25 protein-coding genes, 1 tRNA gene, 1 pseudogene and 1 CRISPR repeat array are annotated in these 23548 nt (G+C 66.2%); of the genes and pseudogenes, 24 read left to right on the forward strand and 3 right to left on the reverse strand.

Annotation, left to right across the window (positions count from 1 at the left end; all coding sequences use genetic code 11):
* Positions 1–8 precede the first annotated feature (8 nt).
* Positions 9–84, reverse strand: a tRNA-Ala gene (locus L0C60_RS10835).
* Positions 85–121: 37 nt separating this feature from the next.
* Positions 122–460, reverse strand: coding sequence for a hypothetical protein (locus L0C60_RS10840; protein WP_234508261.1), 339 nt, complete (start codon positions 458–460; stop codon positions 122–124).
* Between the two features lie 62 nt (positions 461–522).
* Here L0C60_RS10840 and L0C60_RS10845 point away from each other — a divergent pair, with 62 nt between their 5' ends.
* The 18 genes from L0C60_RS10845 (at position 523) to L0C60_RS10930 (ending at position 17249) form a co-directional block, all read left to right on the forward strand.
* Positions 523–1170: a Rad52/Rad22 family DNA repair protein gene (locus tag L0C60_RS10845; protein ID WP_234508259.1), complete on the forward strand. Its 648-nt coding sequence runs from the start codon at positions 523–525 to the stop codon at positions 1168–1170.
* Complete coding sequence (locus tag L0C60_RS10850) at positions 1167–1913, forward strand: metallophosphoesterase (RefSeq protein ID WP_234508257.1); 747 nt, start codon at positions 1167–1169, stop codon at positions 1911–1913. Before L0C60_RS10845 ends, L0C60_RS10850 begins: the two co-directional genes overlap by 4 nt.
* Positions 1906–2724, forward strand: coding sequence for a 16S rRNA (adenine(1518)-N(6)/adenine(1519)-N(6))-dimethyltransferase RsmA (gene rsmA, locus L0C60_RS10855; protein WP_234508255.1), 819 nt, complete (start codon positions 1906–1908; stop codon positions 2722–2724). The genes L0C60_RS10850 and rsmA overlap by 8 nt, the downstream gene beginning before the upstream one ends.
* Positions 2725–2890: 166 nt before the next feature.
* Positions 2891–3250 (forward strand): NADH-quinone oxidoreductase subunit A, encoded by a 360-nt coding sequence (locus L0C60_RS10860; RefSeq protein WP_234508252.1) that lies wholly within the window; start codon positions 2891–2893, stop codon positions 3248–3250.
* On the forward strand, positions 3241–3786 hold the full coding sequence (locus L0C60_RS10865) for a NuoB/complex I 20 kDa subunit family protein (RefSeq protein ID WP_071677376.1): 546 nt from the start codon (positions 3241–3243) through the stop codon (positions 3784–3786). The genes L0C60_RS10860 and L0C60_RS10865 overlap by 10 nt, the downstream gene beginning before the upstream one ends.
* A gap of 3 nt (positions 3787–3789) precedes the next feature.
* Complete coding sequence (locus L0C60_RS10870) at positions 3790–4410, forward strand: NADH-quinone oxidoreductase subunit C (RefSeq protein ID WP_234508250.1); 621 nt, start codon at positions 3790–3792, stop codon at positions 4408–4410.
* A complete protein-coding gene (gene nuoD / locus L0C60_RS10875) occupies positions 4407–5624 on the forward strand; it encodes an NADH dehydrogenase (quinone) subunit D (RefSeq protein WP_243092749.1) in 1218 nt (405 codons plus the stop codon). The genes L0C60_RS10870 and nuoD overlap by 4 nt, the downstream gene beginning before the upstream one ends.
* Before the next feature lie 9 nt (positions 5625–5633).
* Positions 5634–6179, forward strand: a complete 546-nt coding sequence (gene nuoE / locus L0C60_RS10880) for an NADH-quinone oxidoreductase subunit NuoE (RefSeq protein ID WP_234508246.1) — start codon at positions 5634–5636, stop codon at positions 6177–6179.
* Entirely contained in the window at positions 6176–7489 is a 1314-nt protein-coding gene (nuoF, locus tag L0C60_RS10885) for an NADH-quinone oxidoreductase subunit NuoF (RefSeq protein WP_234508244.1), read from the forward strand. Before nuoE ends, nuoF begins: the two co-directional genes overlap by 4 nt.
* 2 nt (positions 7490–7491) lie before the next feature.
* The gene (gene nuoG / locus L0C60_RS10890) at positions 7492–9843 is read left to right on the forward strand and encodes an NADH-quinone oxidoreductase subunit NuoG (RefSeq protein WP_234508243.1); all 2352 of its coding nucleotides are present in this window, start codon (positions 7492–7494) and stop codon (positions 9841–9843) included.
* Positions 9844–9866: 23 nt separating this feature from the next.
* Positions 9867–10931, forward strand: a complete 1065-nt coding sequence (gene nuoH, locus L0C60_RS10895) for an NADH-quinone oxidoreductase subunit NuoH (RefSeq protein WP_234508313.1) — start codon at positions 9867–9869, stop codon at positions 10929–10931.
* Positions 10928–11476: an NADH-quinone oxidoreductase subunit NuoI gene (gene nuoI / locus L0C60_RS10900; protein WP_039455593.1), complete on the forward strand. Its 549-nt coding sequence runs from the start codon at positions 10928–10930 to the stop codon at positions 11474–11476. The genes nuoH and nuoI overlap by 4 nt, the downstream gene beginning before the upstream one ends.
* The gene (locus L0C60_RS10905) at positions 11473–12006 is read left to right on the forward strand and encodes an NADH-quinone oxidoreductase subunit J family protein (RefSeq protein ID WP_234508241.1); all 534 of its coding nucleotides are present in this window, start codon (positions 11473–11475) and stop codon (positions 12004–12006) included. Before nuoI ends, L0C60_RS10905 begins: the two co-directional genes overlap by 4 nt.
* Positions 12003–12290 (forward strand): NADH-quinone oxidoreductase subunit NuoK, encoded by a 288-nt coding sequence (gene nuoK, locus L0C60_RS10910; RefSeq protein WP_071677369.1) that lies wholly within the window; start codon positions 12003–12005, stop codon positions 12288–12290. Before L0C60_RS10905 ends, nuoK begins: the two co-directional genes overlap by 4 nt.
* A gap of 2 nt (positions 12291–12292) precedes the next feature.
* Positions 12293–14113: an NADH-quinone oxidoreductase subunit L gene (gene nuoL, locus L0C60_RS10915; protein WP_234508239.1), complete on the forward strand. Its 1821-nt coding sequence runs from the start codon at positions 12293–12295 to the stop codon at positions 14111–14113.
* Positions 14107–15516 (forward strand): complex I subunit 4 family protein, encoded by a 1410-nt coding sequence (locus L0C60_RS10920; protein ID WP_234508237.1) that lies wholly within the window; start codon positions 14107–14109, stop codon positions 15514–15516. The genes nuoL and L0C60_RS10920 overlap by 7 nt, the downstream gene beginning before the upstream one ends.
* Entirely contained in the window at positions 15513–16793 is a 1281-nt protein-coding gene (locus L0C60_RS10925) for an NADH-quinone oxidoreductase subunit N (protein WP_234508235.1), read from the forward strand. The genes L0C60_RS10920 and L0C60_RS10925 overlap by 4 nt, the downstream gene beginning before the upstream one ends.
* 75 nt (positions 16794–16868) lie before the next feature.
* Positions 16869–17249: a hypothetical protein gene (locus L0C60_RS10930; RefSeq protein WP_243092750.1), complete on the forward strand. Its 381-nt coding sequence runs from the start codon at positions 16869–16871 to the stop codon at positions 17247–17249.
* On the opposite strand, the gene rocF is transcribed toward L0C60_RS10930, so the two are convergent.
* Complete coding sequence (gene rocF / locus L0C60_RS10935) at positions 17246–18121, reverse strand: arginase (RefSeq protein WP_243092751.1); 876 nt, start codon at positions 18119–18121, stop codon at positions 17246–17248. The genes L0C60_RS10930 and rocF overlap by 4 nt on opposite strands.
* A 149-nt stretch (positions 18122–18270) precedes the next feature.
* Here rocF and L0C60_RS10940 point away from each other — a divergent pair.
* The 6 genes and pseudogenes from L0C60_RS10940 to fabG all read left to right on the forward strand — a co-directional run.
* Positions 18271–18378: pseudogene (locus L0C60_RS10940) on the forward strand (IS110 family transposase); the annotation flags it as partial.
* A gap of 11 nt (positions 18379–18389) precedes the next feature.
* Positions 18390–19639: a CRISPR direct-repeat array (repeat unit 36 nt; unit sequence GTCGCAATCCCCTTACGGGGAAGCATCTCTTGCAAC).
* A 410-nt stretch (positions 19640–20049) separates the two neighbouring features.
* Positions 20050–20586, forward strand: a complete 537-nt coding sequence (locus L0C60_RS10945; protein WP_243092752.1) for a DUF177 domain-containing protein — start codon at positions 20050–20052, stop codon at positions 20584–20586.
* 60 nt (positions 20587–20646) lie between these two features.
* Positions 20647–20829 carry a 50S ribosomal protein L32 gene (gene rpmF, locus L0C60_RS10950; protein ID WP_243092753.1) on the forward strand — a complete coding sequence of 61 codons (183 nt, stop codon included), beginning with the start codon at positions 20647–20649 and terminating at the stop codon, positions 20827–20829.
* 89 nt (positions 20830–20918) lie between these two features.
* On the forward strand, positions 20919–21887 hold the full coding sequence (locus L0C60_RS10955) for a beta-ketoacyl-ACP synthase III (RefSeq protein ID WP_243092754.1): 969 nt from the start codon (positions 20919–20921) through the stop codon (positions 21885–21887).
* The gene (fabD, locus tag L0C60_RS10960; protein ID WP_243092755.1) at positions 21887–22804 is read left to right on the forward strand and encodes an ACP S-malonyltransferase; all 918 of its coding nucleotides are present in this window, start codon (positions 21887–21889) and stop codon (positions 22802–22804) included. Before L0C60_RS10955 ends, fabD begins: the two co-directional genes overlap by 1 nt.
* Positions 22797–23534 carry a 3-oxoacyl-[acyl-carrier-protein] reductase gene (fabG, locus tag L0C60_RS10965; protein WP_243092756.1) on the forward strand — a complete coding sequence of 246 codons (738 nt, stop codon included), beginning with the start codon at positions 22797–22799 and terminating at the stop codon, positions 23532–23534. Before fabD ends, fabG begins: the two co-directional genes overlap by 8 nt.
* The last annotated feature ends 14 nt before the right edge of the window (positions 23535–23548 follow it).

The raw sequence follows: 23548 nt of genomic DNA on the forward strand, positions 1-23548 counted from the left end.
TCTGGAGCTGGTGGAGCCGACGGGACTCGAACCCGTGACCTCCTGAGTGCGATTCAGGCGCGCTCCCAGCTGCGCCACGGCCCCATGCGCCCTATATGGTAGCGGGGGCCAGGATGCTTGTCTAGTCCCCTTCCTTGAGGCGCACCTCCACCCGGCCCTTCTTGTCCTTGACGGAAAGGGTGGCCTTGGCCTTGCCTTTGCGGTACTCCGCCTTCCACTCGTTTTTCTTCACCTCGTACTTGGTGCGCACCCAGCCCCGGCGGCGCAGGTCCTCGTCGTGGTAGCGGAAGACCGCTTCCGCCCGGGAAGCGTTGTACACCACCAGAATCCCCTGGGGCTCCACCACCCGCTCCACCACCACCGCCTGGGGAAAGAGGTCCAGGGTGAGGTTGGCGGTGATGCGCACCTCGAGGGCCACCGCCGGAACCAACAGGAGGGAAAGGGCCAACCATCTCCGCATACCCCAAGGATACCCCCACCCCGCCCCTCGTCCGTGAGAGCCACCTAAAGTACACTTAAAAGGTGGACGAAGTTTGGCGTAAACTGGCGGAACCCTTTCCCCCCTCCGAGGTGCAGTGGCGCATAGAAGCCCTCTCCAAGGACCGGAGGCGGGCCTTGGTGGTCCCCTACGTGGACGCCCGCACCGTCTTGGACCGCCTGGACCGGGTGGTGGGGCCCGAGGGGTGGCACGACAGCTACGAGGTCCTCGCCGACCAAGAAAGGGTGGTCCGGGACGAGCGGGGCGAGCGCCGGGAGCGGCTTTGCGAGGTGAAGTGCCGCCTCACGGTCCTCGGGGTCACCAAGGAGGACGTGGGCGAGGGCGACTCCCTCAAGGCCGCCTTCTCCGACGCCCTCAAGCGGGCAGCGGTGAAGTTCGGCGTGGGGCGCTACCTGTACCGCCTGGAGAAGCAGTGGGTGGACTATGACCCGGAAAAGGGCCGCTTCACCCCGCCCAAGCTTCCCGAACCCCTGGAGGCGGAAACGGGCGAACCCGAGGAAGAGGAAAAACCCGAGGCTTACCGCCTCATTGACCAGCTCCTGGAGCGCCTAAAGGAGAAGGGCTTGGGGAAGGAGGCAGCCAAGATCGTCACCAAATACGGGGGCTACGGCAAGACCCCCGAGGAAACCAAGCGCCTCTACGGGGAGCTTCGGGCCCTGCTCAAGGGATGAGGATCGTCGCCATCGGGGACCTCCACGCCAACTTCCCCGCCCTCTGGCGGATCCTCAAGGCGGAGGGCCTGGCGGACGCCTCCTTCAGGCCCACCCCCCTCCTCCGCTCCGGGGCCGTGAAGGTGGTCCTCCTGGGCGACCTGGTCCACCCCAAGACGCCGAGGGACTACGAAAGGCTCACGGGCCTCTCCCCCTTTGACCCCGAAGACCCCACCCACCTCCGCCTGGCCGCCGGAGCCCAGATCCGGGAGCTTTTCCGGTTGAAGGCGTTCCAGGAAGAGGCGGAGGGCAACCTGGTCATCCTCCTGGGCAACCACGACGAGGCCGCGCTAAAGGGCGAGCCCATCCTGGGGAACCGCCACCTGCGGCACCTGGAGTTCCACCCCGAAAAGGGCGGTAAACCCCTGCCCGAGGCCCTAAAGGCCTGGATGGCGGGCTTCCCCAAGGAGCTCCTCCTCGAGGGCGTCCACTTCGCCCACGTGGGCCCCGTGCCCTGGCTCCAGGAATACGATGAGCTCTTCTACGCCCAAAGCGAGCCCAAGACCTGGTGGTTCCGCACCCCCGACTACGTGGAACGGATGGGCTATCGCTTTGGCGTCTACGGCCACGTGCCCATGCGGGAGGGTATCCTTCTCAAGGAACGCTTCGCCCTCATTGACGCCCTGGACCTGGGGGAGTACCTGGAGCTTGCCCCAGAGGAGGAACCCCTCACGCCCCGGATCAAGCGCCTTGCCCATGCCTAACCCCCTCACCTCGCCCAAAGCGGTGCGCGCCATCCTTTCCCGACACGGCCTTTTCGCCGACAAGCGCCTCGGCCAGAACTTCCTGGTCTCCGAAGCCCACCTCAGGCGCATCGTGGAGGCGGCCAAGCCCTTCACGGGGCCGGTCTTTGAGGTGGGGCCTGGGCTTGGCGTCCTCACCCGGGCCCTGGCGGAGGCGGGGGCCGAGGTGACGGCCATAGAGAAGGACCCCCGGCTAAAACCCGTTCTGGAGGAAACCCTTAAGGGCCTCCCCGTGCGCCTCCTCTTCCAAGACGCCCTCCGCTTCCCTTGGGAAGAGGTGCCGGAAGGAAGCCTCCTCGTGGCCAACCTCCCCTACAACATCGCCACCCCCCTGGTCACCCACCTCCTCAAAACGGGCCGCTTCGCCCGGTTGGTCTTCCTGGTGCAGAAGGAGGTGGCGGAGCGCATGACGGCGGGGCCCGGAAGCCCCGCCTACGGGGTGCTCTCCCTAAGGGTGGCCCACCACGCCCGGGCGGAAAGGCTCTTTGACCTTCCCCCTGGGGCCTTCTTCCCCCCGCCCAAGGTCCAAAGCAGCCTGGTGCGCCTCACGCCCCTGGGGGTGCCCGACGACCCCGGGCTTTTCCGCCTGGTGGAGGCCGCCTTTAGCAAACGCCGGAAGACCCTGAAAAACGCCCTGGTGGCGGCGGGCTACCCCAAGGAGAGGGTGGAAAGGGCCCTAGAGGCCCTGGGCCTCCCCCCGGAGGCGCGGGGCGAAACCCTGGACCTGGAGCAGTTCCGCGAGCTCCGCAATCTTCTCTACACCGCGGAGTAGTTTTCCCAAAGGGATATGGAAGGACATTACACTGTTTAATCTACCCTTGGTGTAGCTCCTCCCTCTTGCCCCGGTCAAGGGGTGGTAAGATGGGCGGGAAATGAGGCGGGGCTTCGTGGGGTTTTGGGTCCCCGCCTCGTGAAGAGATGCACGAAAGGAGGGGACCTTGGCGCCGATCGCGGAGTACGTGAACGTCCTCATCTACCTAGGGGTGGCCCTCTTCATCGGGGTGGCGGCCCTGGTGGTGGGGGCTCTTCTTGGCCCCAAGAAGCCGGGCAGGGCCAAGCTCATGCCCTACGAGTCGGGGAACGACCCTGCGGGAGAGGTGAAGCGCTTTCCCATCCACTTCTACGTGGTGGCCATGCTCTTCATCCTCTTTGACGTGGAGGTGGCCTTCCTCTGGCCCTACGCCGTGAGCGCTGGGGGGCTTGGGCTGTGGGGCTTCCTGGGGGTCTTGGCCTTCACCCTGCTCCTCTTCGTGGGCTTCCTCTACGAGTGGTGGAAGGGGGTGATGCGGTGGCATTGAAGGACCTGTTTGAACGGGACGTCCAGGAGTTAGAGCGGGAGGGGATCCTCTTCACCACCTTGGAGAAGCTGGTGGCCTGGGGGAGGTCCAACTCCCTGTGGCCCGCCACCTTCGGCCTCGCCTGTTGCGCCATTGAGATGATGGCCTCCACCGACGCCCGCAACGACCTCGCCCGCTTCGGCAGCGAGGTCTTCCGGGCAAGCCCCCGCCAGGCGGACGTGATGATCGTGGCCGGGCGGCTATCCAAGAAGATGGCCCCGGTGATGCGCCGGGTCTGGGAGCAGATGCCCGACCCCAAGTGGGTGATCTCCATGGGAGCCTGCGCCAGCTCTGGGGGGATGTTCAACAACTACGCCATCGTGCAGAACGTGGACTCCGTGGTGCCCGTGGACGTGTACGTGCCGGGTTGCCCCCCGCGCCCCGAGGCCCTCATCTACGCCGTGATGCAACTCCAGAAGAAGGTCCGCGGCCAGGCCTACGACGAGAAGGGGCGGAAGCTTCCGCCCGTGGCCGCTTGGCAGCGGGCAAGGGGGTGAAGCGTGCGGCTTCATAGCGTTTTAGACGATGCCCGGGCCAAGGGCTACCCCGTGGAGGACAACGGCCTCGGCAACCTCTGGGTGGTCCTGCCCCGCGAGGCCTTCAAAGGGGAGATGGCCCGGTACAAGGAGATGGGCTTCAACTACCTGGCGGACATCGTGGGCATAGACTACCTGGAATACCCCGACCCCCGCCCCGAGCGCTTCGCCGTGGTCTACGAGCTCGTCTCCCTGCCGGGGTGGAAGGACGGGGATGGGAGCCGCTTCTTCGTCCGGGTCTACGTGCCGGAGAAGGACCCCAGGCTGCCCACGGTGACCGACCTCTGGGGGAGCGCCAACTTCCTGGAAAGGGAGGTCTACGACATGTTCGGCATCGTCTTTGAGGGGCACCCCGACCTGCGCAAGATCCTCACCCCGGAGGACCTCGAGGGCCACCCCTTGCGCAAGGACTTCCCCCTGGGGGAAACCCCCACCCTCTTCCGCGAGGGGCGCTTCATCGTGCCGAGCGAGTTCCGGGCGGCCATCACCGGCAAGAACCCCGGCCTCACCCTCTACAAGGGGGGTAGCCGCAAGGGCTACCGGTCCCTTTGGGCCGACCTGACCAAGGCCAAGGAGGTCAAATGAAGGACTACCTGGACCCGGTGGAAACCCTGGAGGAGCCCAAAGAGCTCCGCACCGAGGTCATGACCCTGAACGTGGGCCCGCAGCACCCCTCCACCCACGGGGTCTTGCGGGTGGTGGTGACGCTCTCGGGCGAGGAGGTCTTGGACCTCGTCCCCCACATCGGCTACCTCCACACGGGCTTTGAGAAGAACATGGAGAACCGGACGTATACGCAGGTCATCACGTATACGCCCCGGATGGACTACCTCCACTCCTTTGCCCACGACCTGGCCTACGCCCTGGCGGTGGAGAAGCTGGTGGGGGCGGTGGTCCCCCCTCGGGCCCAGACCATCCGCATCATCCTCAACGAGCTTTCCCGCCTGGCGAGCCACTTGGTCTTCCTGGGCACGGGCCTTTTGGACCTCGGGGCCCTCACCCCCTTCTTCTACGCCTTCCGCGAGCGGGAAACCATCCTGGACCTCTTTGAGTGGGTCACGGGCCAACGCTTCCACCACAACTACATCCGCATCGGCGGGGTCAAGGAGGACCTGCCCGAGGAGTTCGTCCCCGAGCTCAAGAAGTTCCTGGAGGTCATGCCCCACCGCATTGACGAGTACGAGGCCCTCTTCGCCGAAAGCCCCATCTTCTACGAAAGGGCGCGGGGCGTGGGGGTGATCCCCCCCGAGGTGGCCATCAACCTGGGCCTCACCGGGGGCTCCTTGCGGGCGAGCGGGGTGAACTACGACGTGCGGAAGGCCTACCCCTACGCCGGGTACGAGACCTACCAGTTTGACGTGCCCCTGGGCGAGCATGGGGACGTGTTTGACCGGATGATCATCCGCATCCGGGAGATGCGGGAGTCGGTGAAGATCATCCGGCAGGCCCTGGAGCGCCTCGAGCCCGGGCCCGTCCGCGACCCCAACCCCCAGATCACCCCACCCCCCCGCCACCTCCTGGAAACCTCCATGGAGGCGGTCATCTACCACTTCAAGCACTACACCGAAGGCTTCCACCCCCCCAAGGGCGAGGTGTACGTCCCCACGGAGTCGGCCCGGGGGGAGCTCGGCTACTACATCGTTTCCGACGGCGGAAGCATGCCCTACCGGGTGAAGGTGCGGGCCCCCAGCTTTGTCAACCTGCAAAGCCTGCCCTACGCCTCCAAAGGCGAGCAGGTGCCGGACCTGGTGGCCATCATCGCCAGCCTGGACCCGGTCATGGGCGACGTGGACCGCTAAGGAGGGAAGATGGGCTTCTTTGACGACAAGCAGGACTTCCTGGAGGAAACCTTCGCCAAGTACCCGCCCGAGGGGCGGCGGGCGGCCATCATGCCCCTTTTAAGGCGGGTGCAGCAGGAGGAGGGCTGGATCCGCCCCGAACGGGTAGAGGAGATCGCCCGCCTGGTGGGCACCACCCCCACGGAGGTCATGGGGGTGGCGAGCTTCTACTCCTACTACCAGTTCGTGCCCACGGGGCGGTACCACCTGCAGGTCTGCGCCACGCTAAGCTGCAAGCTCGCCGGGGCGGACGAGCTTTGGGACTACCTCACGGAAACCCTGGGCATCGGCCCCGGGGAGGTGACCCCGGACGGGCTCTTTAGCGTGCAGAAGGTGGAGTGCCTGGGAAGCTGCCACACCGCCCCCGTGGTCCAGGTGAACGACGAGCCCTACGTGGAGTGCGTGACCCGGGCCAGGCTTCAGGCCCTTTTGGAGGGCCTGAAGGCGGGGAAGCGGCTTGAGGAGATTGAGCTTCCCGGCCGGTGCGGCCACCACGTGCACGAGGTGGAGGTATGACCGGGCCCATCGTTTCCGGAAAAGACCCCCGGTTTGAACGCACCCTCTACGCCCACGTGGGCAAGGAGGGCAGCTGGACCCTGGACTACTACCTGAAGCACGGGGGATACGAGACGGCCAAGCGGGTCCTAAAGGAGAAGACCCCGGAAGAGGTCATAGAGGAGGTGAAGCGCTCGGGGCTACGGGGCCGGGGCGGGGCGGGCTTTCCCACGGGGCTTAAGTGGAGCTTCATGCCCAAGGACGGGCAACAGCACTACCTCATCTGCAACGCCGACGAGTCCGAGCCCGGTAGCTTCAAGGACCGCTACATCCTGGAGGACGTCCCCCACCTCCTCCTAGAGGGGATGATCATCGCCGGCTACGCCATCCGGGCCACGGTGGGCTACATCTACGTGCGGGGGGAGTACCGGCGGGCGGCGGACCGCCTCGAGGCCGCCATCCGGGAGGCCAGGGCCCGGGGCTATCTGGGGCCAAACCTCTTCGGCACGGACTTCTCCTTTGACGTCCACGTGCACCGCGGGGCGGGGGCCTACATCTGCGGGGAGGAGACCGCCCTCATGAACTCCTTGGAAGGCCTTCGGGCCAACCCCCGCCTCAAGCCCCCCTTCCCCGCCCAGGCGGGGCTTTGGGGCAAACCCACCACCATCAACAACGTGGAAACCCTGGCCTCGGTGGTCCCCATCCTGGAACGGGGGGCGGACTGGTTCGCCCAGATGGGCACGGAGCAGTCCAAGGGGATGAAGCTCTACCAGATCTCCGGCCCCGTGCGGCGCCCCGGGGTCTACGAGCTTCCCATGGGCACCACCCTGCGGGAGCTCATCTACGAGTGGGCGGGGGGACCCTTGGAGCCCATCCAGGCCCTCATCCCCGGCGGGTCCTCCACCCCACCCTTGCCCTTCACGGACGAGGTTCTGGATACCCCCATGAGCTACGAGCACCTGCAGGCCAAGGGCTCCATGCTGGGCACCGGGGGGGTGATCCTCATCCCCGAGCGGGTGAGCATGGTGGACGCCATGTGGAACGTGACCCGCTTCTACGCCCACGAGTCCTGCGGCAAGTGCACGCCGTGCCGGGAAGGGGTGGCGGGGTTCATGGTGAACCTCTTCGCCAAAATCGGCACGGGGCAAGGGGAGGAGAAGGACGTGGAAACCCTGGAAGCCCTCCTTCCCCTCATTGAGGGCCGGAGCTTCTGCCCCTTGGCGGACGCCGCCGTCTGGCCGGTGAAAGGCTCCTTGAAGCACTTCAAGGACCAGTACCTCGCCCTGGCCCGGGAGAAACGCCCCGTGCCTAGGCCGAGCCTTTGGAGGTGAAGGTGGTTAGGGTCAAGGTCAACGACCGCGTGGTGGAAGTGCCCCCGGGGACGAGCGTTATGGACGCTGTCTTCCATGCGGGGTACGACGTCCCCCTTTTCTGCTCGGAAAAGCACCTCTCCCCCATCGGGGCCTGCCGCATGTGCCTGGTGCGCATCGGCCTGCCCAAGCGGGGCCCCGACGGGAAGCCCCTCTTGAACGAAAAGGGCGAGCCCGAGATCCAGTGGCAACCCAAACTGGCGGCAAGCTGCGTCACCGCCGTGGCCGAGGGCATGGTGGTGGACACCCTTTCCGAGGTGGTGCGGGAGGCCCAGGCGGGGATGGTGGAGTTTACCCTCCTCAACCACCCCCTGGACTGCCCCACCTGCGACAAGGGAGGGGCCTGCGAGCTCCAGGACCGCACGGTGGAGTACGGGCTCTACGAGAAGTACTACCAAAAAGACCCCTTGGAGCTTCCCGTCTACACCCGCTTTGAGTTCACCCGCCGCCACGAGGACAAGCACCACCCCCTCTCCCCCTTCGTGATCCTGGACCGGGAGCGGTGCATCCACTGCAAGCGGTGCGTGCGCTACTTTGAGGAGGTCCCCGGGGACGAGGTCCTGGACTTCATTGAGCGGGGGGTGCACACCTTCATCGGCACCCTGGACTTCGGCCTCCCCTCGGGCTTTTCCGGGAACATCACGGACATCTGCCCCGTGGGGGCCCTTTTGGACCTCACCGCCCGCTTCCGCGCCCGCAACTGGGAGATGGAGGAAACCCCCACCACCTGCGCCCTCTGCCCCGTGGGGTGCGGCATCACGGCGGATACCCGGAGCGGGGAGCTTTTGCGCATCCGCGCCCGGGAGGTGCCCGAGGTCAACGAGATCTGGCTCTGCGATGCGGGCCGGTTCGGCCACGAGTGGGCGGACACCCGCCGCCTCAAGACCCCCCTGGTGCGCAAGGAGGGGAGGCTTGTGGAGGCCACCTGGGAGGAGGCCTTCCTCGCCCTGAAGGAGGGCCTGAAAGGGGCCAAGGGGGAGGAGGTGGGGCTTTACCTCGCGGGGGACGCCACCCTCGAGGAGGGCCTCATGGCCGCCGAGCTGGCCCGGGTCCTCTCCACGCCCCACCTGGACTTCCAGGGCCGCACCGCCGCCCCGGCAAGCCTCTACCCCGCCGCCACCCTGGAGGACCTTCTCCGGGCGGACTTCGCCCTGGTCCTCGGGGACCCCACGGAGGAGGCCCCCATCCTCCACCTCCGCCTCTCCGAGTTCGTGCGGGACCTCAAGCCCCCCTACCGCTTTAGCCACGGCACCCCCTTCGCCGACCTGCAGATCAAGGAAAGGATGCCCCGCAGGAAGGACAAGATGGCCCTCTTCGCCCCCTACCGCGCCCCCCTCATGCGCTGGGCCGCCATCCAGGAGGTGCACGCCCCCGGGGAGGAGCGGGAGATCCTCCTCGCCCTCCTGGGGGAGAAGGAGGGAAGCGAGGCGGTGCGGCAAGCCAAGGAGGCCTTTGAGCGGGCCGAGCGCCCCGTGCTCATCCTGGGGGCGGGGGTCCTGCAGGACGCGGTGGCGGCGGAACGGGCCAGGCTCCTCGCCGAGCGCAAGGGGGCCAAGGTCCTCGCCATGACCCCCGCCGCCAACGCCCGGGGCCTCGAGGCCATGGGGGTCTGGCCCAAGGAGAAGGGGGCCGCCTGGGACGAGCCCGGGGCCCCCTACGCCTACTACGGCTTCGTGCCCCCGGAGGAGGCCCTCAAGGGGAAGCGCTTCGTGGTCCTGCACCTAAGCCACCTCCACCCCCTGGCCGAGCGCTACGCCCACGTGGTCCTGCCCGCCCCCACCTTCTACGAGAAGCGGGGGCACATCCTGAACCTGGAAGGCCGCGTCCTTCCCCTCTCCCCCGCCCCCATGGAGAACGGGGAGGCGGAAGGGGCCCTCCAGGTCCTCGCCCTCCTGGCGGAGGCCCTGGGGGTGCGGCCTCCCTTCCGGCTCCACCTGGAGGCCGAGCGGGAGCTTAAGGCCAAGAAGGTGCCCGAGGCCATGGGCCTTTACCCCTTCCGCACCAAAGCCCTCAGGCCCAAGGAGGAAAAGGGCAACCTCTACCTGCGCCCCACCATGTGGAAGGCCCACCAGGCCGTGGGCAAGGCGAAGGAGGCCGCCTCCCCCGAGCTTTGGGTCCACCCGGAAACGGCCCGCCTCGAGGCCCTCTTAGACGGGGCCTTGGTGGAGGTGGAAACCCCCCTAGGCCCGCAAAAGGCCCGGGTGGTCCACCGGGAGGACGTGCCCAAGGGCCTTTACTACCTCTCCGCCCTGGGTCCCTTCGCCGCTAGAAGGTTGGAGGCCAAAATCCTGGTCCCCACAGGAGGTGAAGCGTGAACTACCCCCTGGACCCCTACTGGATGGTGGCCCTAAAGGCCCTTTTGGTGGTGGTGGGCCTCCTCACCGCCTTCGCCTTCATGACCCTCATTGAAAGGAGGCTCCTCGCCCGCTTCCAGATCCGCATGGGCCCGAACCGGGTGGGACCCCTCGGCCTCTTCCAGCCCATCGCCGACGCCATCAAGAGCATCTTCAAGGAAGACCTGGTGGTGGAGCGCGCCGACAAGGTCCTCTTCGTCCTCGCGCCCCTCCTCGGGGTGGTCTTCGCCCTCCTGGCCTTCGGCGCCATCCCCTTCGGCCCGCCAGGGAGCTTCTTCGGCTTCCACCCCTGGGTGGTCAACCTGGACCTGGGGATCCTCTACCTCTTCGCCGTGAGCGAGATGGCCATCTACGGCATCTTCCTGGCGGGGTGGGCCTCGGGGAGCAAGTATAGCCTCCTGGGGTCCTTGCGCTCCTCCGCAAGCCTCATCTCCTACGAGCTCGGCCTCGGCATCGCCCTCCTCGCCCCGGTGCTTTTGGTGGGGAGCCTCAACCTGAACGACATCGTCAACTGGCAAAAGGAAAACGGCTGGCTTTTCCTCTACGCCTTCCCCGCCTTCTTGGTCTACGCCATCGCCGCCCTGGCCGAGGCCGCCCGCACCCCCTTTGACCTCCCCGAGGCGGAACAGGAGCTGGTGGGCGGCTACCACACGGAATATAGCTCCATCAAGTGGGCGCTTTTCCAGATGACGGAGTACATCCACTTCATCACCGCAAGCGCCCTCATCCCCACCCTCTTCCTGGGGGGCTGGACCATGCCCTTCTTCAACGTCCCCTACCTCTGGATGTTCCTCAAGATCGCCTTCTTCCTCTTCTTCTTCATCTGGATCCGGGCCACCTGGTTCCGCCTCCGCTACGACCAGCTTCTGCGCTTCGGCTGGGGGTTCCTCTTCCCCGTGGCCCTTTTCTGGTTCCTGGTCACCGCCTTGGTGGTGGCCCTGGACCTGCCCCGGGTCTACCTCGTCTACCTCTCCGCCCTAAGCTTCCTCGCCCTCCTCGGGGCCTTCTTCTATAGCCCCAAGCCCGTGCGCAAAGGAGGTGGCGCATGACCCTAAAAGCCCTAGCGCAAAGCCTCGGCATCACCCTGAAGTACCTCTTCTCCAAGCCGGTGACCGTCCCCTACCCCGACGCCCCCGTGGCCCTAAAGCCCCGCTTCCACGGGCGGCACGTCCTCACCCGCCACCCCAACGGCCTGGAGAAGTGCATCGGCTGCTCCCTCTGCGCCGCCGCCTGCCCCGCCTACGCCATCTACGTGGAACCCGCCGAGAACGACCCGGAAAACCCCGTCTCCGCCGGGGAGCGCTACGCCAAGGTCTACGAGATCAACATGCTCCGGTGCATCTTCTGCGGCCTCTGCGAGGAGGCCTGCCCCACGGGGGCCATCGTCCTCGGCTACGACTTTGAGATGGCGGACTACCAGTACTCCGACCTCATCTACGGCAAGGAGGACATGCTGGTGGACGTGGTGGGCACCAAACCCCAGCGGCGCGAGGCCAAGATGACCGGGAAGGCGGTGAAGCCCGGCTACGTGGTGCCCTACGTGCGGCCCGAGCTGGAGGGCTTCAAGGCCCCCACGGAAGGAGGAAAAAAGTGAGCCCCTGGGAAGCCTTGGCCATCCTTTTGCTCCTCGCCACCGGGTTTCTAGTGGTAACCCTGAGAAACGCCATCCACGCTGCCTTGGCCCTCATCGCCAACTTCCTGGTCCTGGCCGGGGTGTACGTGGCCCTGGACGCCCGCTTTCTCGGGTTCATCCAGATCATCGTCTACGCCGGGGCCATCGTGGTCCTCTTCCTTTTCGTCATCATGCTCCTCTTCGCCGCCCAAGGCGAGGTGGGCTTTGACCCCTTGGTGCGCTCCAAGCCCCTGGCCGCCCTCCTCTCCCTCGGGGTGGCGGGGGTCCTCCTCTCCGGGCTCTTGGGCCTGAAGCTCGCCCTCACCCAGGACCTACAGGGAGGGCTTCCCCAGGCCTTGGGCCCCCTCCTCTACGGGGACTGGCTCCTCGTGCTCCTCGCCGTGGGCTTCCTCCTCATGGCGGCCACGGTGGTGGCGGTGGCCTTGGTGCAACCCAGCCGTCCCCTAGACGCCCTGCGCCCCGAAGAGCGCAAGGAGGAGGTGCTCCGATGAGCTACCTTTTCGCCTCCGCCCTCCTCTTCGCCCTCGGGGTCTATGGCGTCCTCACCCGCAGGACCGCCATCCTGGTCTTCCTCTCCATTGAGCTCATGCTGAACGCCGCCAACCTTTCCCTGGTGGGCTTCGCCAAGGCCCATGGACTGGAAGGGCAGGTGGCCGCCCTCATGGTCATCGCCATCGCCGCCGCGGAGGTGGCGGTGGGCCTCGGACTCATCGTGGCCATCTTCCGCCACCGGGAAAGCACCGCGGTGGACGACCTATCGGAGCTTAGGGGGTAAGCATGGCGCTTCTATCCACCATCCTCCTGCCCCTTTTGGGCTTTGCCCTCCTGGGGCTTTTCGGCAAACGGATGCGGGAACCCCTTCCCGGGGTCATCGCCTCCGCCCTCGTGCTCCTCTCCTTCCTGGTGGGCGTGGGCCTCCTCCTTGGAGGTGGGGCCCGCTTTGAGGCGGAGTGGCTTCCCGGCATCCCCTTTAGCCTCCTTTTGGACAACCTCTCGGGCTTCATGCTCCTCATCGTCACCGGGGTGGGCTTCCTCATCCACGTCTACGCCATCGGCTACATGCACGGGGACCCGGGCTATAGCCGCTTCTTCGCCTACTTCAACCTCTTCATCGCCATGATGCTCACCCTGGTCCTGGCGGATAGCTACCCGGTGATGTTCATCGGCTGGGAAGGGGTGGGCCTGGCGAGCTTCCTCCTCATCGGCTTCTGGTACAAGAACGCCCAGTACGCCGATAGCGCCCGCAAGGCCTTCATCGTGAACCGCATCGGCGACCTGGGCTTCCTCCTGGGCATGGCCATCCTCTGGGCCCTCTATGGGACGCTCTCCATCTCCGAGCTCAAGGAGGCCTTGGAAGGCCCCCTGAAGAACCCCTCCCTCCTGGCCCTGGCGGGGCTTTTCCTCTTCCTGGGGGCCGTGGGGAAAAGCGCCCAGGTGCCCCTCATGGTCTGGCTTCCCGACGCCATGGCCGGCCCCACCCCGGTTTCCGCCCTCATCCACGCCGCCACCATGGTGACCGCCGGGGTTTACCTCATCGCCCGGAGCTCCTTCCTCTATAGCGTTCTGCCCGACGTTTCCTACGCCATCGCCGTCATCGGCCTCCTCACCGCCTTCTACGGGGCCCTTTCCGCCTTCGGGCAGACCGACATCAAGAAAATCGTGGCCTACTCCACCATCAGCCAGCTCGGGTACATGTTCCTGGCGGCGGGGGTGGGGGCCTACTGGGTGGCGCTCTTCCACGTCTTCACCCACGCCTTCTTCAAGGCCCTCCTCTTCCTGGCCTCGGGGAGCGTGATCCACGCCCTGGGCGGGGAACAGGACGTGCGCCGGATGGGCGGGCTCTGGCGGCACCTGCCCCTGACCCGTTGGCACGGGCTCATCGGCGCCCTAGCCCTGGGGGGCTTACCCCTCCTTTCGGGCTTCTGGTCCAAGGACGCCATCCTCACCGCCACCCTCACCTACCCCTTCGGCGGGGTGGGCTTCTACGTGGGGGCGCTCTTGGTGGCGGTCCTCACCGCCATGTACGCCATGCGCTGGTTCGTCCTGGTCTTCCTGGGGGAGGAAAGGGGCCACCACCACCCCCACGAGGCCCCGGCGGTGATGCTTTGGCCCAACCACCTCCTGGCCCTGGGCTCGGTGCTTGCGGGCTACCTGGCCCTGCCCCATCCCCTGCCCAATGTGCTGGAGCCCTTCCTGAAGCCGGCTTTGGCGGAGGTGGAGGCCCACCACCTCTCCTTGGGGGCCGAGTGGGGCCTCATCGCCCTCTCCGCCCTGGTGGCCCTACTGGGGCTTTGGCTCGGCTACACCTTCTTCCAACGGAAAACCTTCCCCGCCTGGTACCTGGCCTTTGAGCGGGCGAGCCGGGAAAGCTTCTACGTGGACCAGATCTATAACGCCCTCCTGGTGAACCCCCTGAAGGCCCTGGCCGAAGCCCTCCTTCAGGGGGATTTCGGGCTCCTCAAGGGGTACTTTGGCCTTGGGGGTGCGGTGCGGGACCTGGGGCAGGGCGTGGCCCGGCTCCAGGCGGGCTACCTTAGGGTGTACGCCCTCCTCTTCGTGCTGGGCGTCCTTGTCCTCCTGGGGGTGATGCGGTGGTAGTCTTGGCCATCCTCCTACCCATCCTCTTTGGGGTGCTCCTCCTCTTGGGCGCCCCTAGGGCCTTGGGGGTCCTGGGGGCCTTGGCCTCCTTCGCCCTGAACCTGGCTCTTTTCCTGGCCCAAAGGGGCGGGGAAAGCTTCGCCGTAAGCCTGCCCCTCCTGCCGGGGGCGGGGGTCTACTGGGCCTTCGCCCTGGACGGGCTTTCCGCCCTCTTCTTCCTCACGGTGGGGCTCACCGTCCTCCTGGGGGCCCTCGTGGCCCGGGTGGAGGGGCGGTTTTTGGGCCTCGCCCTCCTCATGGAAGGGCTCCTTCTGGGCCTCTTCTCCGCCCAGGACCTGGTGGTCTTCTACCTCTTCTTTGAGGCGGCCCTGATCCCCGCCCTCCTCATGCTCCTCTTCTACGGGGGAGAAGGCAGGGTCAGGGCCATCTACACCTTCCTCCTCTTCACCCTGGTGGGCTCCTTGCCCATGCTGGCCGCCATCCTGGCGGTGAAGGCCTTGGGGGGAAGCCCCACCTTCCTCCTAAAGGACCTCCTCGCCCACCCCGTGCGGGGCGAGGCCGCCCTCTGGGTCTTCCTGGGCTTCGCCTTGGCCTTCGCCATCAAGACGCCCCTCTTCCCGGTGCACGCCTGGCTTCCCCTCTTCCACCGGGAAAACCACCCCTCGGGCCTGGCGGACGCCATGGGCACCCTGTACAAGGTGGGGGTCTTCGCCTTCTTCCGCTACGCCATCCCCCTAGCCCCCGAGGGCTTCGCCGAGCTCCAGGGGCTTCTCCTCTTCCTGGCGGCCCTTTCCGCGGTCTATGGGGCCTGGGTGGCCTTCTCCGCCAAGGACTTCAAGACCCTCCTCGCCTACGCCGGGGTTTCCCACATGGGGGTGGCGGCTTTAGGGGTCTTCTCCGGGACCCCGGAAGGGGCCCTAGGGGGGCTCTACCTCCTGGCGGCGAGCGGCGTCTACACGGGGGGGCTTTTCCTCTTGGCGGGGCGGCTTTATGAAAGGCTTCACACCCTGGAGATCGGGCGCTACCGGGGCCTCTCCCATAGCGCCCCGGGGCTTGCCGCCTTGGCCCTCTTCCTCTTCCTCGCCATGGTGGGGCTTCCCGGCCTCGCCGGCTTCCCCGGGGAGCTCATGACCCTGCTTGGGGCCTACAAGGCGAGCCCCTGGCTTGCGGGTTTCGCCTTCCTCTCGGTGATCGCCTCCGCCGCCTACGCCCTCACCGCCTTCCAGAAGACCTTCTGGGAGGAGGAGGGGAGGCAGGTGGCGGACCTTGGGGGGGAAGAGTGGCCCTTCGCCCTTCTGGCCGTTTTGGCCTTGGTCCTCCTGGGCGTCTTCCCGGGCTTTTTCCTACAGGGCCTTAGGCCCTTGGCGGAGGCCTTCGCCCGCATCCTCGGAGGTGGCGCATGACGCTTTTGGTGCTGGCCGGCTTCTCGGTGGTCCTCACCCTTCTAGGCTTTTTCGTCTCCGTCCCCGCCTTCAAGCGGCTCACCATCCTGGGGCTTTCCCTGGGGCTATTTGCCCTCCTCCTCACCTGGGGGCGGGCGGAGGCCTTTGGGCCTTACCAGGTGGACGGCGTTTCCCGGGCCTTCACCCTCCTCGCCCTCCTGGGGGCCCTTTGGACCGTGGGGCTCGTGCGCACCCGGCGCTTTGAGTTCTACCTGCTCGTCCTCTACGCCGCCACGGGGATGCACCTCCTCGCCTCCACCAAGAACCTGGTCCTGATGCTGGTGGCCCTCGAGGCCCTCTCCCTTCCCCTCTACGCCCTCGCCACCTGGCGGCGGGGGGCGGGCCTCGAGGCGGCCCTCAAGTACTTCCTCCTGGGGGCCTTGGCCGCCGCCTTCTTCCTCTACGGCACCGCCCTCTTCTACGGGGCCACGGGAAGCCTCCTGGCGGGCACCCCCGGGGAAGGCCCCCTCTACGCCCTGGCCTTGGCCCTCCTCCTGGTGGGGCTCGGCTTCAAGGTGGCCCTGGCCCCCTTCCACTTCTGGACCCCGGACGTCTACCAGGGTAGCCCCACCCCGGTGGTCCTCTTCATGGCCACGGGGGTGAAGGCCGCCGCCTTCGCCGCCCTCCTCCGGGTGGTGGCCCCAGGGGCGGGGGACGCTTTGGCCCTCCTCGTGGCCCTTTCCGTGCTCATCGGCAACCTGGCCGCCCTGAGCCAGAAGGAGGCCAAGAGGCTTCTCGCCTACTCCTCCATCGCCCACGCCGGGTACATGGCCCTGGCCCTTTATACCGGGAACGCCCAGGCCTTGGGCTTTTACCTCCTCACCTACGTCCTGGCCACGGGCCTGGCCTTCGCCGTGCTCTCGGAGGTTTCCCCGGACCAGGTGCCCCTGGAGCGCCTCAAGGGCCTCTTCCACAAGGACCCCCTCCTGGGCCTAAGCCTCTTCGTGGCCGCCCTCTCCCTCCTGGGCCTACCCCCCTTGGCGGGCTTCTGGGGGAAGTACCTGGTCTTCACGGAGGCGGCCAAGGCGGGGCAGTGGGGGCTTTTGGTCCTGGCCCTCCTCACGAGCGCCGTGAGCGCCTACTACTACCTGGGCCTGGCCCTCATGGTCTTCCAAAAGGGCGAGGCGGAAGCCGCCCCCAGGCCCCTGGCCCGGAACGTGGCCCTTTTGGTGGCCCTTTTCCTCCTCCTCCTCGGGCTTTTCCCGGGAACCGTTCTTCCCGCCCTGGCGGCGGGCTAGGTCCATGCGGCATCCCAAGGGGGGCCTTGGCCCCCCTTGTGCCCTTTTTGGGGCTTGGGTAAAGTGAAGGGAAACGTGGAGGACCCCTTAGCCCCCTTGTCCCCAGAGCTATGGGAGGAAGACCCCTTAGCGGGGGTGCGGCTTTTGGCCCAAGGCCTCCCCAAGGGCATCCGGGGGGCGTGGCTTTTGGGCGTGGCGAGCGGCTTCCTCTGGCCCGAGGCCCCGCCCCCTAAGGACCTCGCCGCCCTCTTCCGCCGCCTGGAGGGGGCGTGGCGGGAAGCGGAAAACTACTTCCTGGACACGGGCCTGGACTTCCCCGTTTTGGTGAGCGAGTGGGCGAGGGGGGCCCTCGAGCCCCTCCTCTACCGCAAGCGCCGCCCCAACTACGCCCGCCTGCGCCAGGCCTTTCTCCAAGGAAGCCGCCTCGGGGAAGCCCTTCGGGCCAAAACCCCCTAGAGGATCCGCTTCCCCAAAAGGCTTAGGGCCAGGCCCACCATCATCTCCGCCGTGCGGTTCCGCTCGTCCAGGATGGGGTTCACCTCCACAAGGTCCAGGCTTCTCACCCGCCCCGCCTGGGCCAGGATTTCCATGAGGAGGTGGGCCTCCCGGTAGCTAAGCCCTCCCGGCACCGGGGTACCCACCCCGGGGGCCAGGGTGGGGTCCAGGACGTCCGCATCCAAGGAGACGTGAAGGGGAAGGCCATCCAGGTAGGCCAAGGCCTCCTCGGCGATGCGGGCGATGCCCAGGCGGTCCACCTCGTGCATGGTGTAAACCCTAACCCCCATCTCCCGCAAAAGCCGCTTTTCCCCGGGGTCCAGGCTCCGCACCCCGATGAGGACCACGTCCCTCGGGTCCACCGCCCGGAAAACCTCGGTGAGCCGGGCGTGGCCTAGCCCGGCGAGCACCGCCAGGGGCATCCCGTGGATGTTCCCGGAAGGGCTCGTTTCCGGGGTGTTGAAGTCGGCGTGGGCGTCCACCCAGATAACGCCAAGCCTCCCCTTGGCCACGCCGGACACGGAGCCCATGGAGAGGGAGTGGTCCCCCCCAAGAACGATGGGGAAAACTCCCTCGGGCAAGGCGCGGAGCCTCTCCTGGAGTTCCAAGGCCGCCTGGCGGATCTCCTCCAGGTAGGGCCCCTTGCGCCCCCTAAGGGTTTCCGCCACGGGCACCCGCACGTTCCCGAGGTCCTCCACCAGGTAGCCCAAGGCCTCCAGCTCCTCCAGAAGCCGGGCGTAGCGCAGGGCGGAAGGCCCCATGTCCACCCCGCGCCTTCCCGCCCCCAGGTCCATGGGTACCCCGACCACCGCTACCCGTTCCATGGGGGGCATGGTAGCAGAAAGCCCTATGCGTTGCCCGGGAAGTTTATGCCCGCTTCAGCCAGGTCCCCACCACCCCTACCCCCCAAGCCCCCAGGGGCCCCCCCAAAAAACCAGCCACCACAACGGCACGGAGGGCCCAAGGGGGAACACATTCCTGAGGCAAGCGGAAGAAGCAGGCCCTTTTGGCAGCGGCCCACAAGCTTCTTCGGCGGATGATGGGACGGCTCAGGGCCTACCACGCCGGTCAGGTGGACCGGGTGGCTTGACGGGGAAGACCGTATCAATCCCCTTACGGGGAAGCATCTCTTGCAACCAAGGCATCTTGTCCGGGGAAATCCAGGGTAAGAACGCGTCGCAATCCCCTTACGGGGAAGCATCTTTTGCAACTGGGGGGCCGTGGCGGTGGCTACCTCTGGCGGGCTCATGTCGCAATCCCCTTACGGGGAAGCATCTCTTGCAACTCCTACGAGTCCCACGAAGACATCCTGAAGGCGTACGAGCTCATGTCGCAATCCCCTTACGGGGAAGCATCTTTTGCAACTACATCCTGATAAAGCGAAATGGTAGGCTAATAAAGATCCTGTCGCAATCCCCTTACGGGGAAACATCTTTTGCAACTAAACCGGGCATATTCGCTCATGCGTCATGCTCAAAACCCTGGGTCGCAATCCCCTTACGGGGAAGCATCTTTTGCAACGCAGAGGATGTGCTCAAGGCTTGCGCATTGATGGAGGTCGCAATCCCCTTACGGGGAAGCATCTTTTGCAACATATTCTCGGGGTAAAAGCTTACTTACCACTTGAATACTTCTAGTCGCAATCCCCTTACGGGGAAGCATCTTTTGCAACTGCGGGCAAGTGAGTTAGTCCGCATGGGCTACAAGTCGCAATCCCCTTACGGGGAAGCATCTTTTGCAACCGAGCGGACCGCCGAGGGGTTAGCTCGCAATGTGGGGCAGTCGCAATCCCCTTACGGGGAAGCATCTTTTGCAACGTATCCCCTGGCATAACCACTTTGAGGCGCTCACCCCGTCGCAATCCCCTTACGGGGAAGCATCTTTTGCAACTGAGGCCATTGAGGAGCAACTGAAACGGGTAGATTTGTACGTCGCAATCCCCTTACGGGGAAGCATCTTTTGCAACGAAAGCCGCCGCGTGGAAGAGGGATGTCTGGCGCGAATGGGGTGTCGCAATCCCCTTACGGGGAAGCATCTCTTGCAACCCGGGTGGGCCGCACCGAGTACGGCACGACCATCTACCGGGGTCGCAATCCCCTTACGGGGAAGCATCTCTTGCAACACAACCGCTCCTGCACCATATGTTTGCACCATACTCCAAAGTCGCAATCCCCTTACGGGGAAGCATCTCTTGCAACTGGTGGGAGTTGCGGAGCCACGTGCTCCGTATCCTCACCAGTCGCAATCCCCTTACGGGGAAGCATCTCTTGCAACCTTGAACGTCTTTACTTCTCCGGCAACAACATCTATCCTAGGTCGCAATCCCCTTACGGGGAAGCATCTCTTGCAACGGCAACCCCTCAAAAGCAACGTTCTGGAGGGCATGCTCCAGAGGGGGGTTTCTGAGAAAGATGAAGCTTGGAATATGCACATGCCGTATAAGGGCCATTTTTAGGGGTTTATGCCGTCAGGAAGGCGCATAGGAAACGGGCGATGAGAAGGGAAAGGCGCATAAAGCCCATGCCTAAGGCAAAAACCGGTTGTCAAGATGCCCACCGGCGGGTGCCGGTACCCTGATTTTACCACTTTACTGAAACGCTTGACGCGGTGCAAAAAAGACGAGTGAAGGCCCTTGAAGAGCTCGCTATAACATGAGAAAGCGAAAAACGCGCCCTTTCCGTCGTGTCAAGCCCCCCTTGCCGCAAGCGCCCCCAGTCCCCCACCCTAGGAAAACCGCCCAAGGAGCGCTATACTTGTAGGGATGGAACAGCGCGAGGTGACCAGCATCAATCTAGCCCGCATTTTGAAGGAAGGAGGCACCGCCCGGGCCGTGGGCGTGGTGCGGGAGGCCTTCCATGTGGGCGAGGAGCGCTTCCCCTTGGAGGGCGAAGCCACCTGGAAGGTGGCGGTGTCTGCCGTGGGCGGCCAAGAGTACTGGCTTTCCGGCGAGGTAGAAGGGGTGGTCCTCATGGAGTGCCGCCGCTGCCTCAAGCCCACCCCCACCCACGTCCACGCCCACTTCCAGCACCTCCTCCGCTACCAGGAGGGCCTGAAGGAGGTGGTCTTCCACGAGGAGGAAGAGGAGGAGTACTACACCTTTGGCCTTCCCGACCTGGACCTCCTCCCCTTCCTCACGGAGGCCTTTGTCACGGAGATGCCCTACACGGTGCTTTGCGAGGAGGGGTGCAAGGGGCTTTGCCCGGTGTGCGGGGCCGACCGCAACCTGGCGGACTGCGGCCACGAGGTGAGGCTCTCCCACCCCTTCACGGGGCTTAAGGACCTCCTTCCCGAACTCTAGCGGGTCTGCTATACTACCAGGGGTTTAGCGGGGGCCAAGGCCCCCCATGGAGGATTGGAGATGGCCAAGCACCCGGTACCTAAGAAGAAGACCTCCAAGGCGCGGCGCGACGCCCGCAGGAGCCACCACGCCCTGACCCCCCCGACCCTGGTTCCCTGCCCCGAGTGCAAGGCGATGAAGCCCCCGCACACCGTCTGCCCGGAGTGCGGCTACTACAACGGGCGCAAGGTCCTGGAGGTTTAGACCCCCCAAGTCCCCAAGCCCCGGCCCTCCGGGGCCTCAACTTTTTTCATGGGCGCGGGTATAGTAAAGCCCATGACGGGAGGTCAGGCATGAGCGGCATCCTGGCCCTGGGGGCTTACGTGCCCCAAAGGGTCATGAAAAACGAGGAGTTTGAGGCCTACCTGGACACCTCCGACGAGTGGATCGTGACCCGCACGGGCATCCGGGAGCGGCGCATCGCCGCGGAGGACGAGTACACCTCGGACCTAGCCTTCAAGGCGGTGGAGGACCTCCTTGCCCGCCACCCGGGGGCCTTGGAAGGGGTGGACGGGGTCATCGTGGCCACCAACACGCCGGACGCCCTCTTCCCCGACACCGCCGCCTTGGTCCAAGCCCGCTTCGGCCTTTCCGCCTTCGCTTACGACCTCCTGGCGGGCTGCCCGGGATGGGTCTACGGCCTGGCCCAGGCCCACGCCCTGGTGGAGGCGGGCCTGGCCCGCAAGGTCCTGGTGGTGGGGGCCGAGGCCCTTTCCAAGATCCTGGACTGGAACGACCGGGCCACCGCCGTCCTCTTCGGGGATGCGGGGGGGGCTGCGGTGGTGGGGAAGGTGCGGGAAGGCTTCGGCTTCAAGTCCTTCGTCCTGGGGGCGGACGGCACCGGGGCCAAGGAGCTCTACCACGCCTGCGTGGCCCCTAGGCTACCCGACGGCACCTCCATGCGAAACCGCCTCTACATGAACGGGCGGGAGGTCTTCAAGTTCGCCGTGCGGGTGATGAACACCGCCACCCTCGAGGCCATAGAAAAGGCCGGCCTCACCCCCGAGGACATCAAGGCCTTCGTGCCCCACCAGGCCAACCTCCGCATCATTGACGCCGCCCGGGAGCGGCTTGGGCTCCCTTGGGAGCGGGTGGTGGTGAACGTGGACCGCTACGGGAACACCTCCACCGCCTCCATCCCCCTGGCCCTCAAGGAGGCGGTGGACGCTGGGCGCATCCGGGAGGGGGACCACGTGCTTTTGGTATCCTTCGGGGCCGGGCTCACCTGGGCGGCGGCGGTCCTCACCTGGGGGGGTGCCTGATGTGGGCGGCCCTCTTCCCGGGGCAGGGCTCGCAGAAGGTGGGCATGGGGAAAGCCCTCTACGAGGCCTTCCTCGAGGCCCGGGAGGTCCTGGACCGGGCGGAGGCGGTCCTGCCGGGCCTCCTTTCCCTCATGTGGGAAGGCCCCGAGGAGGCCCTCACCCTCACGGAAAACCAGCAACCCGCCCTCCTCGCCGTGGGCTACGCCGCCTACCGGGCCTACCTGGCCCAAGGGGGCAAACCCCCCGCCCTGGCCGCCGGGCACTCCTTGGGGGAGTGGACGGCCCACGTGGCCGCCGGCACCCTGGAGCTGGAAGACGCCTTAAGGCTTGTGCGCCTCCGGGGGCGGTACATGCAGGAGGCGGTACCCCCGGGCCAGGGGGCCATGGCCGCCATCCTCAAGCTCCCCTTGGAGGAGATCCAGGCCGCTTTGCAGGGCCTGGAAGGGGTGGAGATCGCCAACCTCAACGCCCCCGAGCAGACGGTGATTTCGGGGAGAAAGGAGGCGGTGGAAAAGGCGGCGGAAAGGCTTAAGGCCCTCAGGGCCCGCGTGGTCTTCCTCCCCGTTTCCGCCCCCTTCCACTCCTCCCTCATGGCCCCCGCCCGGGAAAGGCTCGCCCGGGAGCTGGAAGGGGTTCCCTTCCGGAAGCCCCTCTTCCCCGTCTACTCCAACGTCACCGCCCAACCGGTGGAGGACCCCGGGGCCATCAAGGAGCTCCTTCTCCAGCAGATCACCGCCCCCGTGCGCTGGGTGGAGATCCTCAAGGACATGGAAAGGCAGGGTGTGCGCCGCTTTTTGGAGTTCGGGAGCGGGGAGGTGCTCAAAGGGCTCGTGGGCCGCACCCTGGAAGGGGCGGAGGTCCTTTCCGTTACCGACCCGGAAACCCTAAGGAAGGCTTTGGAGGTGCAGGATGCGTAAGGCGCTCGTCACCGGAGCGAGCCGGGGCATCGGCCGGGCCATCGCCCTCCGCCTGGCCCAGGAGGGTTTTGCCCTGGCCATCCACTACGGCCAAAACCGGGAAAAGGCGGAGGAGGTGGCGGAGGAGGCCCGCCGCCTGGGAAGCCCTTTGGTGGGCGTCCTGGGAGCGAACCTTTTGGAGGCGGAGGCGGTCAGCGCCTTGGTGCACCAGGCGGCGGAGCTTCTGGGAGGGCTAGACACCTTGGTGAACAACGCCGGCATCACCCGGGACACCCTCCTCGTGCGCATGAAGGACGAGGACTGGGAGCTGGTGCTGGAGGCCAACCTCTCCGCCGTCTTCCGCACCACCCGCGAGGCCATCAAGCTCATGATGAAGGCCCGCTTCGGGCGCATCGTGAACATCACCAGCGTGGTGGGGCTTTTGGGCAACCCGGGCCAGGCCAACTACGTGGCCTCCAAGGCGGGGCTCATCGGCTTTACCCGCGCCGTGGCCAAGGAGTACGCCCAGCGGGGCATCACGGTGAACGCCGTGGCCCCGGGGTTCATTGAAACGGAGATGACGGCAAAGCTCCCCCAAGAGGTGCGGGAGGCCTACCTGAAGCAGATCCCCGCTGGGCGCTTTGGCCGGCCCGAGGACGTGGCCGAGGCGGTGGCCTTCTTGGTCTCGGAAAGGGCGGGCTACATCACCGGCCAGACCCTTTGCGTGGACGGGGGGCTTACCCCCCACTAGGTGGTAAAATCCCC

This window comes from Thermus hydrothermalis, assembly GCF_022760925.1.
Classification (GTDB): Bacteria; Deinococcota; Deinococci; order Deinococcales; family Thermaceae; genus Thermus; species Thermus hydrothermalis.